The following is a 16,134-nucleotide window of genomic DNA, read 5'->3' as shown; positions in this document are numbered from 1 at the left end:
GCGACGCCAAAGAGCGGCGCCTCGCCGCTCTTTGGCCCGTCGCCTTTAACGCGGATCCGACAGCGTCTGATTGAGCGTCTGCCCAGCGATGATCACGTTCTGCAACGTGATGTCGTGCACGTTGTAGAGGTAGATCGGTCCCGGCGTGCTGGCGCTAGCAGGGCCCGCGGCCGCAGGCGTGCCGAAATCACAGTTGGAAATCGTCACGCCGGTGATTGCCGGGACGCTCGGTGCAGGCGCCGGACCGTTGTAGTCGAACGCGACTGGACCTTGTGCAACGATGGCCTGGAAACACGAGCCGGTTGTGCTGCCCAATGTCACGTTCGCGGCATTGACGTTCGTGATGTTGACGTTGTCAATGAGCGCGGGGCGGGTGCGGATGGCATCGGCAGCAGGCTGGTAATCGCAATCGAACGTGATCAGGCCGCCTTGCGACGCGGACGGATTTGCGGCGGTCGCGGTGGCCACACCGATGGGCACGGTGCTGTTGATCGGACTGCCTGTCAGCATCTTGCTGCCGTAGCCGCCGCCGGTGAGGCTCACCCCGTGCGGGAGCGTGACGCCGTTCACATAGAAGTTCTTGACGTAGCCTCCGCGGTTCATGTTCGTCTTGATACGGATCGCAATGTTCAGCGAATTGGTTGCCCAGAACTGATTGAGCATGGTCAGGTTGCGTGCGTAGATGTTCTGCACGCCGCCGCCCATCTCGCTGCCGAGCGTAATGCCGCCGTGACCGCTATTCATCATGCAGTTCTGGATCACATGGTTCTGCGCCGGTCCGTACTCCGTGTCGAGATCCTTGCCTGACTTGATCGCGATGCAGTCGTCGCCCGTGTTGAACGTGACGCTGTCGCACAGAACCGTGTTGCAGGCGTCGGGATCGAAGCCGTCGTTGTTCGGTCCGATGCTGTCGGCTGTCACGCCGCGGATCACGACGTTCGTGCAGTCCGTCGGATGATGCTGCCAGAACGGCGTGTTGTTGGTCCGGTAGTTTTCCATCAGCACGTTCGTGCAACCGAGGAATTCGACCATGCACGGCCGCAGATAGTGGCCGAGACCGAAGATTCGCTGCGCGACTGGCACGCCCGCTTCGGAGAGCGCTGGCAGGTAGTTCTGGTCCTGCTGCCAGGGCGTAGCCGGATTGGTCAACTGCGCGTACAGCGAGGCCGAAATGGTGGGGACGGCCACCATCAGATCGACGTTGTTCGGGTTGGTGTAAGCCTGCGACGGCGTGGACGACCCGGCGCAGCCGTATGCGCCACTGGTACCCTTGTAGGTCCACCAGCAAGTGCTGGTGTTTCCGCTTCCGGCGAACGGCGTCATCGCCTGACCGTTCAGCACCGATGTCGGACCTTCGCCAGTCAGCGCGATATTGTTCGCGTTTCGCGCGTACACGGGCGAGCCGAAGTTCAGGCAGTCGTTTGCCTGCCAGCGGCTGTAGTACAGGTTGCCGTTGGCGCCGCAATTGACGGGGCCGTCTTTCGCGTAGTCGGCGGGATTCGGGCTGAAATAGATCGTGCAGTTCGCGCTCAGATGGAAGTTGACGTTACTCTGCAGCACGATCGGACCCGCGCAATACCACGTGCCGGCCGGCACCACCACCCGGCCGCCACCGGCGGCACTGCACGCCGCGATTGCCGCGAGGAAAGCGGGACGTGAATCGAACGATCCCGGTGCGTTGGTCGCGCCAGCACCCGTACTCACCGGCGATGAACTGCCCGTATAAGGGCTGGCCTGCGCGATGACCGCGCACGGTTGGGCACCGTACTGTTCAACCGGGAAATCGACGGCCGGGAAAGCGCTCTGGGTGATTTTCTGCAGCGCATTGATGATGTTCGTCGCCGAGCCGTCGGGGCCCCAGATCGGGTCGGCCGCGGCCGTTGACGGCGTGCTTCCGGCCGCTGGCGTCGAACTGCCGCCTCCGCCCGCGGCAGCGGAAACGCCGCCCCCGCCGCACGCCTGCAAGAGTGCGCTGCCCGCCAACGCGCCTCCCAGCCCAATGAAGCCACGGCGCGAAATGCGCAAGGTGTCGCCCGTTGCGGGCGCATTTTTATCAAGATCGCACGACAGCCTGGACATCGGGTCTCCTCCGGACAAATTGCATCAGTTGTATGACAAGTCTGGAAGAGTAAAGACAAGATTCGCGGCAGTACACATGGTGGATACCCTTACTGAATGTTTCCTACACACCCCCGGACGCGGCAAGAAGTGACCGGAGCCGTTTAGAGGGTTCAAGTTTCTTTTGGAATTTCGCGCGAGACGGTTCGACTAGAATGATTTCGACGCGCGGCTGCGCATTCGATGCACTACATCCGTCATCAGGTATCGCGATGAACAACGGCAGGCTCCTATTACATGCGCGATGGCATCGTTTGCAGCGCGACGCGCGCGCCTGGTCGCCGCAGCCTGCTGCCGGTAGGCTCAGCGCTTTGCATGAAAGCGCTCGATGAAACCGCGATCCGCCGACTGCACTGCCGTCCTGATGACCGCGTCGTGCATCGCGGGACTCATGCAGACCTCACCCGTAGCCGCACAGGCATGGCGCGATGTCGCCCCTCAATCCGCCCCGCAGGCGCCGCGAAGCGCGCCGCCGCCCTCCTCCCCGGAAACGCAGGCGGACTCTGCACGGATCGCAGTCGAGCGGCTCGCCGGGCTCGTCTTCGAACCGGCCGCCGCGCCTGCGACGGCATCACCAATGCAGCAACAACGCATCGTCGCGCAAGGACTGCCCGTACTCGACGACGCGTTCCTGCAGAGCTTCGCCACGGACCTGGACAAGCCGCTGACTTTCGGCCGCCTCGCCGAGATTCGCCGCGCCGTGGTCGCGCGGTATCGGGCAGCGGGAAAGCCGCTCGTCGACGTCTACGTGCCGGAACAGGACGTCAGCTCCGGCGTCGTGCGTATCGCCATTGCCGAGTTCAAGCTCGGGCGGGTTCATGCCAGCGGCAACAGCTACTTTTCGAGCAGCCTTCTCGAACGTGAAATGCCGCTCGAGCCCGGCGCACCGATCCCGCAAGCGACGGTCTCGAAGGGACTCGCCGTGCTCAACGCGAATCCTTATCGACGGGTCGATGCTGTGTTTGCACCCGGTGAAGCAGCGGACACGACCGACGTCGTGCTGCAAACCGAAGACCGTCTGCCGCTTCGGGTCAGCGCGGGTTACGACAATGAAGGCGTGCCGGACCTCGGCCGTGACCGGTTCTTTGCGGGCATCGGCTACGGCAACCTGTTTGGGCTCGATCAGCAGATCGCCTATCAATTCACGGCCAGCAACGATTTTTTCAGCGGCAATCCGGATATCGAAGGCCGGCCGAACCGCGCCCGCTTCACCGCGCACGCGCTGAACTACACGGCGCCGCTGCCCTGGCTCGACACGATCGAGTTGTTCGGCGTCTACGCGCAGAGCACGCCACGCCTTCCCGACACGTATGGGCAAACGGGCATTTCCGCGCAGCTTAGCTTCCGTTATGACTTGCGACTGCCGACCATCACGGACACGACCCAGCTCGTCCAGATCGGATACGACTTCAAGCGGAGCAACAACGATCTGGAATTCGGCGGCTCCCAGGTTTTCAACTCGAATACGCACATCCATCAGTTCGTGTTGGCTTACAGCATCAGCAAACCGACCGACGCGGGCACGGCGCATGCCGCGGCGACACTCGTCGCCAGTCCGGGTGGATGGGATGGCAGCAACCAGGACGCGGCATTCAACGCCGCGCGGCAGGGCGCGACGGCCCGCTACATCTATATGCAGTTGACTGCGTCGCGCGCCACCGCGCTTGGGGCAGGCTTCACACTGATCACGAACGGAACGTTTCAGTGGACGCCGAACACGTTATTGCCGAGCGAGGAGATGGGGCTCGGCGGGGAGTCCAGTGTGCGAGGCTACGACCCATACGTGACGCTCGGCGATCGCGGCTGGAACATCCAGACCGAGGTGCGCACGCCTGCGATCGCTCTCGGCGCGAGCAACGCAGTCGTGCAACCTTTTGTGTTTTTCGATGCCGGCCGCGTATGGACCACCATCGATCAGCCAGCGGAGAATAATCCCGGTCTGCTCGCGGGTGTCGGCGCGGGCGTGCGCTTTCAATGGTCGAGATTCGTGGATTTTCGCTGCACCTACGGCGCGCCATTACGCTCGGCGACGCCAAATGGTTCGAAGGCACCGATCGTGCTCTTGTACGTGTCGCTCGGAACATGAGCCATCGACACGTCATCTCCCGACAGTCGACGACGCCTGAGCGCTAGTCTCACTGCGCGACCCGTTGCTCGTCGGCGCGGCCGTCATCTAGCCGTCTCGCCCCTTCCACGCTTTCGATCGGATGACCCGCGGCGCCGAAGCCGCGCTCGATGTCCGTCGCGATGCCTCGGCCGGCCGGCGCGTCCAGTGCCGGCGGGCCGTCGTCCTGAAGCGGCGGCGCCACGTCCGCGACGCGACGCGACGAGCGCCGCTTCGTCGCCTTCGCATCGAACCACGCGACGTCGCGGCGCAAGCCGACAACATAGGCACGCCAGCCTCGCGGATGATCACTGAACAGAGACGCGCGCACGGATGCGGCCAGCGCGTCCCTGTCGAGTGGGTCGTCGAGCAACCCTTGCGGCCACCTGCAGAACGCATGAAGCGCACGGGTTCTGAACGCGTCCACGGGCAAATCGGGGCGCAGCTGCGCGAGCAGCGGCTCGTCACCGAGAATCGGGTATCGCGCGATCAGCTCGCCAATGGTTGCGGCGCTCGGCGCCATATCGTCGAGCCGAACGATCAATTGCATCACGCGCCCCAGATGAAGCAGCAGCGCGCGCCTTTCGAGAGCGTCTTCCATGATTTGCGGTGCCTTCGATCAAGACGGTCGAATTGCATCCGGTCAATCGCGTCGTCTTGCTGGCCGCTGTCTGACCGGCGTTCCACTTACAAGCCTACGGCGCCTCGCGGCGCGGATGTTGATCCGGGTCAACGCATGCACCGGGTCGGCGTCACGCGCGGTTCTTCTCTTCGATGTGGGGCTGGCGATCCGTCACCAGCGATAGCTCCGACAGAAGCCCAGCCACCCCCTCGAGCAGATCGTCGAGCGTCACGATGCCGGTGAGCGCGCCTGCGGTGTCGACGACCGGCAGGCGCCGCACGCCGTTCAGACGCATTCGCGAAGCGGCAAGCCAGAGATCGTCCCCCTCGGCCACGAGCGCCGGCGGCGACGACATCACGTCGTTCACGAAAATCTTCTCGGGGTTGGCCTGTTTGGCCACGATGGCCAACACGATGTCGCGATCGGTCAGCATCCCGACAGGCACGCTGTGCCCGCCGATCGTCTCAACCACCACGAGGTCGCCGACATGCTGTTCGCGCATCAGCTGCGCGGCCTCGAGAATCGTCGCTTGCCGTCGGCAGACGGTGACGTCCCGCGTACAGATGGTTCCTGCATTCACGATCCATGCCCCACGTTCGACACGGCCTGCCGCCGTGTATCCGTTCGCCGCGCCGTCACCCGACCGAGTCCGAGCTCTGCTCGGGCTCCCAACCGCGCGCCGCAGCGAGACACGCGCGGACTTCTTCATCGCTCGTCTGGTCGAAATTCACATAGAACCCGCCGATCCCCATCAGCAAGTCCGGCTGCAACACGCTGACGAACGCGTCCGCGATTCCTTCGAATGACATCGCCGCATCGGATTGCGACACCGGGACCGCCACCACGATCCGGGCAGGATGTCTGTCACGGAGTGCGTCGATCGCCGCATGCATCGACGCCCCCGTCGCGATGCCGTCGTCGACCACGATCACCGTCTTGCCCTGCACTGCCGCCGGGGGGCTGTGACCACGGTACGCGACTTCCCTGCGCGCGAGTTCCGCCCTTTCGCGGGCGATCACATCGGTCAATTGGGTGTCACTGATTTGCAGTTCGCGAAGTACCGACCTTTCCAGATGAAGGGCGCCCCCGGAAGCGATGGCGCCCATCGCCAGTTCCTCGTCTTGAGGCGCGCCCAGCTTTCTGACGACCAGAACGTCGAGCTTCGCGCGCAACTCCCGCGCGACTTCGAACGCGACCGGAACGCCGCCGCGCGGCAGGGCCAGCACGACCAGATCGCCGCGACCCTGATAGTCGCGCAGCGCGTGGGCTAGCTGTTTGCCCGCGTCGACGCGGTCGCGAAACCGGTTGCCCATCACTTTTCCTCCCCCGCAACGCCCGAGCGCGTTGCCTCGGTCACTATGCCATCGATTGCTAGCATCAAGCGTTCCTCGACGCAGCGCAATCAAAGCGCAGTTCGATTGACGTAGGTCAGTAGTTGGTCCGAACCGGCGGCCGATCATGAATACCGACAACACGCGAGACGCGGAGGCCGACGTGTTCTCCAACATTCTGGTCGCGGTGGACGGCGGCGGGAGCGCCGCCCAGGCGTTCGAGACAGCGACATGATCCGCAATACAGACAATGGATGTCGTCATGAATGGAGAGGTTACCGAACTCCGCGATCATGCTTTCGCCTGCGCCGCGGACGCGACTGCGCGTAAAGACACGGATTCGGCGCAACTGTCCGCGGCGATCCGCTACGAAGCCGCCACGCGGGCTCGGGTTGCCATATCCCATCAACGTCTGCTGCGGCAACAGGCGCTCGTGCGTCGACTTGCTGTTGGTGGAGTCGATCATTCCATCGCGCGACAGTGCCTGCAGGGACTGGAAGACTCCTTTCATGTATTGAGCCTGATCTGGGAGATGCGCCTTCACAAGCTCAATGCGCTGCTAGACAGCGAAGCCCAGTGACGGGACCGAAGCGCCCCTGTTCACATCGGCGTGAACGGAACCGGATATTCCAGATGATCCTTTACTTCTTTTACGCCTGGCGCGCGCGCGGCGGCGGCGAGGATCGCCTGGCGCTCTTCCTCGGAGCGTATCGGCCCCCAGCAATGAGCGACGCCATCCGTGACGATCAGGTCGTCGGCGTCCAGCGCCCAACGCTGTCCTTCGAGTTCCTTCATGATCGCGACGCGAATCTGCTCGTCCGACGGTTGCGAATCGAGCTGCGCGGGTGCGCAACTCGCGAGAGCCCGCACCAGATTAGCCCTGCTGACGATGCCGACGAGCTTGCCGTCGCGCAAGACCGGTAGACGCTTGATGTGTTTGCGCCCGAGCAGTTCGGCGACCGCCGTCAGCGGCGCGGATTCGTCGACGGTGACGGCGGGGGCGCTCATCACGTCACGCACCCGAATCGAACGCTCCTTCAGATACTCGACCGCGAGTTGACGCGTAGGCGCGATGAACTGGGCGAGCCACGAGCGCCGCGGCGTTTCGGTGCCGGTTTCGACGCGCCGGAGCAGATCGCCCTCGCTGACGATGCCAATCACGCTGCCTTTGTCGTCGAGAACGGGCATGCCGCTGATCTTGCGGTCGGCGAGCAGCTGTGCCGCGTCGTAGACCGAGCTGTCCGGTGCGATCGACACGACCTGGGTCGTCATGATGTCCGAGGCTTGCATAGTGACCTCCGTATCGAGTGCCCTGCGCTGCCGCACATCGATGCAGGCAGGCACGAGGCGACGCAATGGACAGGCGCTGAAGGACGCGTCGCCGTGTTCCCTTCGGCACCCACTTCGAATCCGCTCGCCGGGCGTTCGAGTACAGCCCAATGATCGATGCGCAGCGGCCGGCGATCGTTGACTTGCATCAAGCCCGTCCCCGCTGACGCAGCGACGATGCAGCAATCGATTACCGGCCACCCGCCCCCCGAGATTCGCCGCAAAACGCGATGCTGAACGCTGCCGCGAATTCGTCGAGCCGCGCCCGATCGAGCCCGTCGATACCGGCGGCAGCGACCCTGCCATTTCCGCCGAACTTTCTGCAAAGGACGTCGGCGCCACGCGGGCAATCGAGCGGAGCCCGCACGCTGCCCGTGTATCGGCCATCGGCGCCGGCTGTCAGCACCGCGTGCGCACGCGCCGGGTCGCGCCGCGCAACCAGATTCGCGAAATCGCCTCGCACGCGCCGCGCCCACGCCGCGTCGGGAAGAATGTGCAGCGTTGCATTGGCGAGCCGCCGGACTTCCACGAGTCCCAAGGCCAGCTCGAGGTCTTCAGTGCGCCGCGCCTGCAGTTCGGGCAGCACGCTGGTCGACGCAATGAATGCGAGCGGGTCCGAATAGGGTTGAATTGCGCGATACATGTCGACGGGATCGACGGCAAGATCGGCGACGCTATCCCCGTACGCGTTGTAGTTGATCGCTTCGCCAAGTTCACGCAGCTTGCGCTCGTCGGACGAGTTCATCGCGCACGCGGTGGCGGCCCGGTGCGCTGCCGGATGCAGGTTGTCGCCATAGGCCGCGACCACCGCCCAGCGCCTGTACCGGCCTTGCAGATGGCGGTCCACGAGCAGCGCCGTGCACGTATCTGATGACGTATCGATATGCGTCGTCAGCAAAGCGTTTGCGGGTATCGGTCCCGGGAAATGATGATCGAAATAGTCGATCTTTACCCCAAGAGCCAGCAACGCGAGGAGTGGATCGCGGTTCGCATCGAGCGAAATATCCAGCACGGTCACGCTGTCGCCCGGCTGCGCGTTCGCGCGGTGCAGCAGCGTGACCTCGCGCTTGGCCCCGGTGATCAGGATGGTGTCGGCAGGCTCGGCGAGCCGCAACTGATGCAGCGCGCAAATGCCGTCCGCATCGCCATTGAAAATATCGAATCGCTTCATCCGCTGCTCCGCCCGCGCGTCGCTGCCACGATCGCACGCGGTTCGACTGGGGTCAAACGGTGCCCCCGCTCCACTTCATATGGAAGCGTACGCCGGTATCGTCCGCTTGACCGCCTCGTCGATATAGATCAAGCCGGTTACCATACGCGATGACTTAAATGAGTAGACGATTTGGCTCGCGCGCAAGGCGGGCGCCGGCCGTCCTACGATGTGGAGGTCAACCGTGTGGAATCAGACGCTCGTGTTTCCCAATGACACGCGGCCCGGCGCGCCGCTCGCCACGACATGGAGCCTGGCATGAGTTCGCCGCCGAGCCGCAAGCCTTCCAGACGCCGAGCTGATGCCACACTCCACGGCATCCTTCATGTCGCCAACCGATTGCGCGCCGCGCGTCGCAGCCTGCGCGGACTCGACGCGACGCTGCGCAGGCCGGGCACCTACGGTCATCCGGCGGGCGGGATCGTCAGAATCGAAACGCATATATCCGTCGTGTATCTCGCCGGGCGCTTCGCGTACAAGATCATCAAACCCGTCGCACCAGGCTTCGCGGACTTTACCTCCGCCTCGACACGCCAGCGCTGCTGCGAAGCCCAGCTCCGCCTGAACCGGCCACTCGCGCGAGGTATCTACGCCGCCGTGATACCGATTGCGCGCCGTGCCGGCGTGCTGGCGCTCGGCGCCGGCGGCGTCGCTGTCGAGCACGTGGTCAAGATGCGCCGCTTCGACGAGGCGATGCTCTTTTCGAGTCTCGCGGAGAACGGAGCATTGACGCCGCACGACATCGACGGCGCGGCGAGGCGGCTCGCCGACTATCACCTGAGCGCCCCCCGCAACGCGCCCTCGTCGCGCTACGGCAGCGCGACGCTGGTGCGAACCCAGATCGAAACGATCAACGCACCGCTGCTGGCCAATTGCAGCCAGCCCGCGCTGCCCGGCATTGCCGCGTGGTGCGCGCGACAGCTCGACGAACTCGCGCCGCTGATCGAGAGGCGCCGCGCCGAGGGTTTCGTGCGCGGCTGCCACGGCGATCTGCATCTCGACAACGTGGTGCGCTGGCGCGGCGCCATCGCGATGTTCGACTGTATCGACTTCGACGATGCGCTACGCTGGATCGACGTCGCGGCGGATGTCGCGTTTCTGGTGATGGACCTGTGTGCGCGAGCGGAACCGCGTCTGGCGAATCGCATGTTGAACCGTTGGCTGGAAACGTCGGGCGACTATGCGGCGCTGTCTCTGATGCCTTTGTACGTCGCCTATCGGGCGCTGGTGCGGGCGTGGGTCGCGTGTCTGAAAGCGGGGCACGTGGCGAGCCGCAACGTCGCGGTCCCGCAACCGGCCCTGCGCTACCTCGAGGTCGCGCGGGCGCAAACAGAGAAGCCGCGACCCGTTCTGCTGCTGTGTCATGGCTTTTCCGGTTCGGGAAAATCGGTCGCGAGCCGGGCTCTCGCAGACCTGTGCGGCGCGGTGCGCGTGTCGAGCGATGCGGAACGCAAACGCATGCGGCCGGTGTCCAACGCGCAAATCACGCTCGGCGCCGAACACTACACGCAAGCTGCGCGTCACGCGATCTACGATCACCTGCTTGGACTCGCGCACCGCGTGCTGCAAAGCGGCCACAGCGTGATCGTCGACGCGACCTTTCTCGCATCGAGTCAGCGCGGCACGTTTTTCGCGCTCGCCGAACGGCTTGGCGTACCGGTCCGCATTCTCGACTTTCGTGCCGACCCAGCGGTGCTCGCGCAACGCATCGAATCGCGCCGGCGTGGTCCGCGCGATCTCTCCGACGCGGACACCGCCACGCTCGCGCGTCAACTCGCGAGCGCCGACGCACTGACGCCGGCGGAACAGGCGCTGACCTTGTCGTTCGACACCGCGGTACCGATCGCAGCGTTCGACTCGCCCGCGTTCTGGCGACCGGTGATCGAGTTGATGCAGCCGGGTATCGAAGCCGTCGCGGCTGCGTCGCGTGTTACGGACACCGCTCGGTAGCCGGGCAAGCGGTCAGTGGATCGCGGATCGTGAACGAGCCGCCGATCGCGAAACCGCTGGAGCCAACGGTCACGAAAAGCCGACTAAAATCGATTTGCGCGAACAAGCGTCGATGCCCGGCGATTCGATGCGCATCGACACAGCGCAAAGCGCGAACTTCGCGATTGCTTCAGGTTTTCCTGCCAATGGATGCAACCGGAAGAGATCACCCGATGATCAAGGTGTTGCTGGCCGACGACCACACGCTCGTGCGCGACGGACTGCGCCATATCCTGCAGCAAGCGAACGGCTTCGAGGTAGCCGGCGAAGCGTGCGACAGCGCGACGACGATCGCGCTGATCCGCGCGACCCAGGCACACGTGCTCGTGCTCGACCTGTCGATGCCGGGGCGCAACGGCATTGAACTGATCAAGCAGATCAAGGAGGAAAAACCCGATCTGCGCATTCTGGTGCTGACGATGCATGCCGAGCAGCAATACGCGGTGCGTGCGTTCAAGGCGGGCGCATCGGGCTATCTGACTAAGGAAAGCGCGAGCGCGGAACTGGTCGGCGCGGTGACGAAAGTCGCGTCGGGGGGCGTCTATGTGAGCCTCGCGATGGCCGAACGCTTCGCGCAGAATCTGAACGAGCCGGCCGACACGCTGCCGCACCAGCGCTTGTCCGACCGCGAATTCGACGTGTTCCGGCGCCTCGTCGAAGGCCAGAGCATCACCGGGATCGCCCATGAACTTTGCGTCAGCGTGAAAACGATCAGCACCCACAAGACGCGCATCCTCGAAAAAATGCAGATGCCGAACGAGAACGGGCTGGTTCGATATGCGATCCGCCACAAGCTGTTCGACGACGAGAACGATTTCTAGTGCTTCCCCGCCGCGGCGCCCGGTGACACGATAGCGGTACAAACCGCGTGCTTGCGGCCCTGATCCGACAGGAGCCTTCGAGATGAGCGATGCCGCGCAACATGATGCGTGGGAAATCGGCGAACCGCACTTCGCCGCCTCCACGCCAGTGGAACAGCAATTGCGCTTTGCGCTGCACTACGCGGTACTCGCGCCGTCGAATCACAACACGCAACCGTGGCGGTTCATCGTCGACGGCGAGACCGTACAGATCTGCGCCGACCGCATGCGCGCGCTTCCCGTGGTCGATCCTTTCGATCGCGAACTTCTGATGAGCTGCGGCGCGGCTTTGTTCAATCTTCGCGTGGCGCTGTGCCGCCTCGGTCTCGCTTATGCGATCACGCTGTTTCCTGCGGAAGCGGATCCCGACATCGTGGCGCTCGTACGTGTGTCGCGCGACGGGCCTCGCGACCCGCACCTGCATGATCTTTTCGACGCGCTGACAGAGCGCGTGACGACGCGTGCGCCGTTCGTCGATAACCGTGTGCCCGCCGCACTGCAACGCAAGTTCAGCGACGCCTGCGACGACGAGGGCGCGCTTGCCTGCTGCGTGGAGCAGAAAGCCGCGCGCGAGGCGCTCGCGCGACTGGTCGCCGATGCGGATCGAGCGCAGTTCGCTGACCCGCGTTTCAGGCGCGAGCTCGCCAGCTGGATTCACCCGCGGCGACGCGAGGATGGCATGCCCGCTTACGGTACCGCTGTCGGCGCGCTGCTCGATTTCGCAGCGCCGCTCGTCAGCCTGGCCGTCCGGGTGTTCGATGCTGGCGCGGGCCAGCCGGCCACGCACCAGCACCTCGTGGATGGCTCGCCGCTGATGGTCGGCATCGCGACGATGCGCGACGACCGCGAGGCATGGCTCGCGGCGGGACAGGCGCTCGAACGGATGCTGCTGGTCGCGGCATCGGCGGGATTGACCGCTTCCTACCTGAACCAGCCGATCGAAGTGGACGCGCTGCGCGAGCGGCTCCGGACGCTGCTGCGCACGGACGCGTTTCCGCAGCTTCTGCTTCGCGTCGGGCGCGGCCCGCGCGTCCGTCATGCGCCGAGGCGCCCGCTCGCCGATGTGGTGTCCTGACACGCACGGGAAGTCTGCTCAGGGCAATGCCAGGCCCTGGGCTACATCGTTACCACGATCTTGCCGAACTGCCCGTTGGTTTCGAGGTAGCGGTGCGCGTCGACGATCTCGTCGAACGCAAAGGTGCGATCGATGACCGGCTTCAGCGCGCCGCTTTCGAGGCCCTTGAGCACGTACTCCACCGCTGCCTTCCGGCGCGTCGGGTCGCCACTCGTTAGCCAGATGTTGTGCGCCTTCACGGAATTCATCCTGGCGATCATCTGCAGCACAGGCAGCGTCGTAGCACGCTCGTCGAGCGCGCCGTACAGATACGCGATTCCCTGGAAGGACAGCGCCTCGATCAGTTTCGCGAAGTTCGGGCCGCCGACCGGATCGAATGCGACGCGAGCCCCCTTTCCATCCGTGATCCGCATGATCTCTTCGAAAAGGTCCGACTCGTCCGTCACTATCACGTGGGCGGCACCCGCGTCGAGCAACTGCTGTCTCTTGGCGGCATGGCGCGTGACCGCGATCGACGTCGCGCCCGCGTAATTCGCGAGCTGGATCGCCGCCAGTCCAACGCTGCTCGAAGCGGCCGGTACGACGACATGGTCGCCAGCGCCTACCCTCGCATCTTCGATCAGCGCGCCATAAGCGGTGACGAACATCATCCACACCGAAGCGGCCTCGGCGAAGGAAAGCGACTTCGGATGCCTGACAACCGCATGGTCCGGCACGATGATGACTTCGCCGTAGGTGAAGTACTGATTCATCGAGAACGACGGGATCACACTGACCTCGTCTCCGGGCGCGAAATCGACGACGCCCTCGCCCACCGCATCGACGATGCCGGCCGCCTCGTACCCGAGCCCGGCCGGAAAGCGCACCGGTTCGATGTACCGGTCGGTGCGCCACATCGCTTCCGCGCGATTCAGACCAATCGCCTTCACATTGATTCGAACTTCACCGCGGCCTGGGCCGCGGACCGATTCTTCGACGAATCGAAGCACTTCGGGTGCACCGGCCTCGGTAAACCTGACAGTCCGTGACATCACTACCTCCTGGATGGATTGACGGTAGAGCAATCTGGCCCGCGTGCACAAAGATGGCCCGAGGGTATCCCCGATCCTATTCCGCTTATCGACCGAAAGTAAAATTCAATTGCCCGACCGGTCGGTTAATTTATACTGCGTCACATTGCCACTTATTCTGGATGGTGCAGATGTACACCCAATCCCTCGATATCCCCGGCCACGTCGCCCCACCGGACGCGGACGCGAATTCGCCCGAACAGGCGCGCTTCGACGCGGTCATGGCCGCCGACGGCAAGATCGAGCCACAGGACTGGATGCCCGACGCGTACCGCAAGACGCTGGTGCGCCAGATCTCGCAGCACGCGCACTCGGAGATCGTCGGCATGCTGCCCGAGGGCAACTGGATCACCCGCGCGCCGAGCCTCAAGCGCAAGGCGATCCTGATCGCCAAGGTGCAGGACGAGGCCGGCCACGGGCTCTATCTGTATAGCGCCGCCGAAACGCTCGGCGTGTCGCGCGAGCAGCTGATCGACGCGCTGCACGCGGGCAAGGCCAAGTATTCGAGCATCTTCAACTACCCGACGCCCACCTGGGCCGACGTCGGCGTGATCGGCTGGCTGGTCGACGGCGCGGCGATCATGAACCAGATCCCGCTGTGCCGCTGCACCTACGGGCCGTACGCCCGCGCGATGATCCGCATCTGCAAGGAAGAGTCGTTCCACCAGCGCCAGGGGTTCGACGCGCTGCTCGCGATGATGGCCGGCACCGACGCGCAGCGCGAGCTCGTGCAGCAGGCGGTGAACCGCTGGTGGTGGCCGGTGCTGATGATGTTCGGCCCGAGCGACAGGGACTCGGTGCACAGCAACCAGTCGGCGCAATGGGGCATCAAGCGCATCACCAACGACGACCTGCGCCAGAAATTCGTCGACGCGACCGTCGAGCAGGCGAAGGTGCTCGGCGTCACGCTGCCCGATGCGCAGCTCAGATGGAACGCGGCGCGCGGCCACTACGACTACGGCGACATCGACTGGGAAGAGTTCTGGCGCGTCGTCAATGGCGACGGCCCGTGCAACCGTGAGCGCCTCGCCACGCGGGTGAAGGCCCATGCGGACGGCGCCTGGGTGCGCGAAGCCGCACTCGCCCATGCCGAAAAACAGCGCCAGCGCGCGCAACAGCACGCCGCCTGAGTGGCACCGCACATCACAGGAATCAGGAGATCAGCAATGAACAAGGAATGGCCGATTTGGGAAGTGTTCGTGCGCAGCAAGCAGGGACTCGACCACAAGCACTGCGGCAGTCTGCACGCGGCCGACGCGCCGATGGCGCTGCGCATGGCGCGCGACGTCTACACGCGCCGCCAGGAAGGCGTGAGCATCTGGGTGGTGCCGTCCGCGGCGATCACCGCCTCGGCGCCCGACGAGAAGGCCGAGCTGTTCGAACCGGCGGGCGACAAGATCTATCGCCACCCGACGTTCTACACGCTGCCCGACGAAGTCAACCACATGTAAGCGCGCCATGACCACAATATCCGTCACGCCCGAACATCTGCAGTACGTGCTGCGCCTCGCCGATACCGCGCTGATCCTCGGTCAGCGCAACAGCGAGTGGTGCGGCCACGGCCCGATCCTCGAAGAGGACATCGCGCTGTCGAACATGAGCCTCGACCTGATCGGCCAGGCGCGCCTGCTGTACACGCACGCGGCCGCGCTCGAGCAGCAGCTCACCGGCCGTCAGCGCAGCGAGGACGACTACGCGTACTTCCGCGCCGAGCGCGAATTCGCGAACTACACGCTCGTCGAACTGCCGCACTACGGGCCGCTCGCCGGCACCGCGCAGGCAGAGAAGGACTACGCGGTGACGATCGTGCGCAACTTCCTGTATTCGACGCTGATGAGGCATCTGTGGAGCGCGCTGACGGGTTCCGCCGACGCACAGCTCGCCGCGATCGCCGCGAAGTCGATCAAGGAAACGCAGTACCACGTGCATCACGCGGGCGAGTGGCTGATCCGCTTCGGCGACGGCACCGACGAATCGCACCGTCGCGCGCAGGCCGCGCTCGACTACCTGATGCCGTACACGTACGAGTTCTTCAGCGCGGACGCGGTGGAAGACGCGATCGCCGCGGCCGGCGTCGGCCCGCGCACCTCGACGCTGGAAGCCGCATGGCTCGACGACGTGCGCGCCACGCTCGACGCGGCCACGCTGACGCTGCCCGCGACGTTGCGGCACGTGAGCACCGGCAAGCACGGCGAGCATTCGGAGCACATGGGTTTCGTGCTCGCGGAAATGCAGAGCCTCGCACGCCAGTATCCGGGCGCGAGCTGGTGAGCCCGCGATGACGACCTCGACCGCCACGACCGCCGCCACCGATCCCGCGCTCACCCGCGCCTGGAGCGTGCTCGAAGCGGTACCCGACCCGGAGATCCCGGTGGTCTCGATCCGCGAGCTCGGCATCCTGCGCGAGGTGCGACGCGCCGCGGACG

At 64.8% G+C, this 16,134-nt stretch carries 15 protein-coding genes and 1 pseudogene; 9 read left to right on the top strand and 7 right to left on the bottom strand.

All coding sequences use genetic code 11. The features are described from left to right. Window positions 1-45 precede the first annotated feature (45 nt). Window positions 46-2,079 (bottom strand): glycoside hydrolase family 28 protein, encoded by a 2,034-nt coding sequence (locus AB3X86_RS22630; RefSeq protein ID WP_368597733.1) that lies wholly within the window; start codon window positions 2,077-2,079, stop codon window positions 46-48. A 403-nt stretch (window positions 2,080-2,482) separates the two neighbouring features. Between AB3X86_RS22630 and AB3X86_RS22625 the strand changes: the two genes are divergently transcribed. Further along, the gene (locus AB3X86_RS22625) at window positions 2,483-4,204 is read left to right on the top strand and encodes a ShlB/FhaC/HecB family hemolysin secretion/activation protein (protein ID WP_368597871.1); all 1,722 of its coding nucleotides are present in this window, start codon (window positions 2,483-2,485) and stop codon (window positions 4,202-4,204) included. A 49-nt stretch (window positions 4,205-4,253) separates the two neighbouring features. Here AB3X86_RS22625 and AB3X86_RS22620 read toward each other — a convergent pair whose 3' ends face one another. The 3 genes from AB3X86_RS22620 to AB3X86_RS22610 all read right to left on the bottom strand — a co-directional run bounded on the left by AB3X86_RS22620 (window position 4,254) and on the right by AB3X86_RS22610 (window position 6,157). Further along, window positions 4,254-4,823, bottom strand: coding sequence for a hypothetical protein (locus tag AB3X86_RS22620; protein ID WP_368597732.1), 570 nt, complete (start codon window positions 4,821-4,823; stop codon window positions 4,254-4,256). A 151-nt stretch (window positions 4,824-4,974) separates the two neighbouring features. Beyond that, a complete protein-coding gene (locus tag AB3X86_RS22615) occupies window positions 4,975-5,424 on the bottom strand; it encodes a CBS domain-containing protein (protein WP_368597731.1) in 450 nt (149 codons plus the stop codon). A gap of 55 nt (window positions 5,425-5,479) precedes the next feature. After that, the gene (locus AB3X86_RS22610) at window positions 5,480-6,157 is read right to left on the bottom strand and encodes a phosphoribosyltransferase (RefSeq protein WP_368597730.1); all 678 of its coding nucleotides are present in this window, start codon (window positions 6,155-6,157) and stop codon (window positions 5,480-5,482) included. Window positions 6,158-6,437: 280 nt separating this feature from the next. Here AB3X86_RS22610 and AB3X86_RS22605 point away from each other — a divergent pair, with 280 nt between their 5' ends. After that, window positions 6,438-6,755: a hypothetical protein gene (locus tag AB3X86_RS22605; RefSeq protein WP_368597729.1), complete on the top strand. Its 318-nt coding sequence runs from the start codon at window positions 6,438-6,440 to the stop codon at window positions 6,753-6,755. 20 nt (window positions 6,756-6,775) lie between these two features. On the opposite strand, the gene AB3X86_RS22600 is transcribed toward AB3X86_RS22605, so the two are convergent. Continuing rightward, window positions 6,776-7,465, bottom strand: a complete 690-nt coding sequence (locus AB3X86_RS22600) for a CBS domain-containing protein (RefSeq protein WP_368597728.1) — start codon at window positions 7,463-7,465, stop codon at window positions 6,776-6,778. A 229-nt stretch (window positions 7,466-7,694) separates the two neighbouring features. After that, window positions 7,695-8,675, bottom strand: coding sequence for an acetyltransferase (locus AB3X86_RS22595; RefSeq protein WP_368597727.1), 981 nt, complete (start codon window positions 8,673-8,675; stop codon window positions 7,695-7,697). A gap of 297 nt (window positions 8,676-8,972) precedes the next feature. On the opposite strand from AB3X86_RS22595, the gene AB3X86_RS22590 reads away from it, so the two are divergent. The 3 genes from AB3X86_RS22590 (at window position 8,973) to AB3X86_RS22580 (ending at window position 12,638) form a co-directional block, all read left to right on the top strand. Next, the gene (locus AB3X86_RS22590) at window positions 8,973-10,664 is read left to right on the top strand and encodes an AAA family ATPase (protein WP_368597726.1); all 1,692 of its coding nucleotides are present in this window, start codon (window positions 8,973-8,975) and stop codon (window positions 10,662-10,664) included. Window positions 10,665-10,876: 212 nt separating this feature from the next. Further along, window positions 10,877-11,524 carry a response regulator gene (locus tag AB3X86_RS22585; protein WP_368597725.1) on the top strand — a complete coding sequence of 216 codons (648 nt, stop codon included), beginning with the start codon at window positions 10,877-10,879 and terminating at the stop codon, window positions 11,522-11,524. An 82-nt stretch (window positions 11,525-11,606) separates the two neighbouring features. Then, entirely contained in the window at window positions 11,607-12,638 is a 1,032-nt protein-coding gene (locus AB3X86_RS22580; RefSeq protein WP_368597724.1) for a nitroreductase family protein, read from the top strand. Between the two features lie 41 nt (window positions 12,639-12,679). Here the strand turns inward: AB3X86_RS22580 and AB3X86_RS22575 are convergent, their stop codons facing one another. Continuing rightward, window positions 12,680-13,669: a zinc-dependent alcohol dehydrogenase family protein gene (locus AB3X86_RS22575; protein ID WP_368597723.1), complete on the bottom strand. Its 990-nt coding sequence runs from the start codon at window positions 13,667-13,669 to the stop codon at window positions 12,680-12,682. 170 nt (window positions 13,670-13,839) lie between these two features. Here AB3X86_RS22575 and paaA point away from each other — a divergent pair, with 170 nt between their 5' ends. The 4 genes and pseudogenes from paaA to AB3X86_RS22555 form a co-directional block, all read left to right on the top strand. Beyond that, window positions 13,840-14,838 carry a 1,2-phenylacetyl-CoA epoxidase subunit PaaA gene (gene paaA / locus AB3X86_RS22570; RefSeq protein WP_368597722.1) on the top strand — a complete coding sequence of 333 codons (999 nt, stop codon included), beginning with the start codon at window positions 13,840-13,842 and terminating at the stop codon, window positions 14,836-14,838. A gap of 36 nt (window positions 14,839-14,874) precedes the next feature. Then, on the top strand, window positions 14,875-15,159 hold the full coding sequence (paaB, locus tag AB3X86_RS22565) for a 1,2-phenylacetyl-CoA epoxidase subunit PaaB (RefSeq protein WP_368597721.1): 285 nt from the start codon (window positions 14,875-14,877) through the stop codon (window positions 15,157-15,159). A gap of 16 nt (window positions 15,160-15,175) precedes the next feature. Next, window positions 15,176-15,979, top strand: a complete 804-nt coding sequence (paaC, locus tag AB3X86_RS22560) for a 1,2-phenylacetyl-CoA epoxidase subunit PaaC (RefSeq protein WP_368597870.1) — start codon at window positions 15,176-15,178, stop codon at window positions 15,977-15,979. A 7-nt stretch (window positions 15,980-15,986) separates the two neighbouring features. Next, window positions 15,987-16,134 (top strand): annotated as a pseudogene (locus AB3X86_RS22555) (phenylacetate-CoA oxygenase subunit PaaJ); the annotation flags it as partial.

Origin of the sequence: Paraburkholderia sp. BR14374 (assembly GCF_040948685.1) — a bacterium.
GTDB classification, from domain to species: Bacteria; Pseudomonadota; Gammaproteobacteria; order Burkholderiales; family Burkholderiaceae; genus Paraburkholderia; species Paraburkholderia youngii.
Note: the sequence above shows the minus strand (reverse complement) of the source record. Positions and strands in the feature narration are given on the sequence as shown.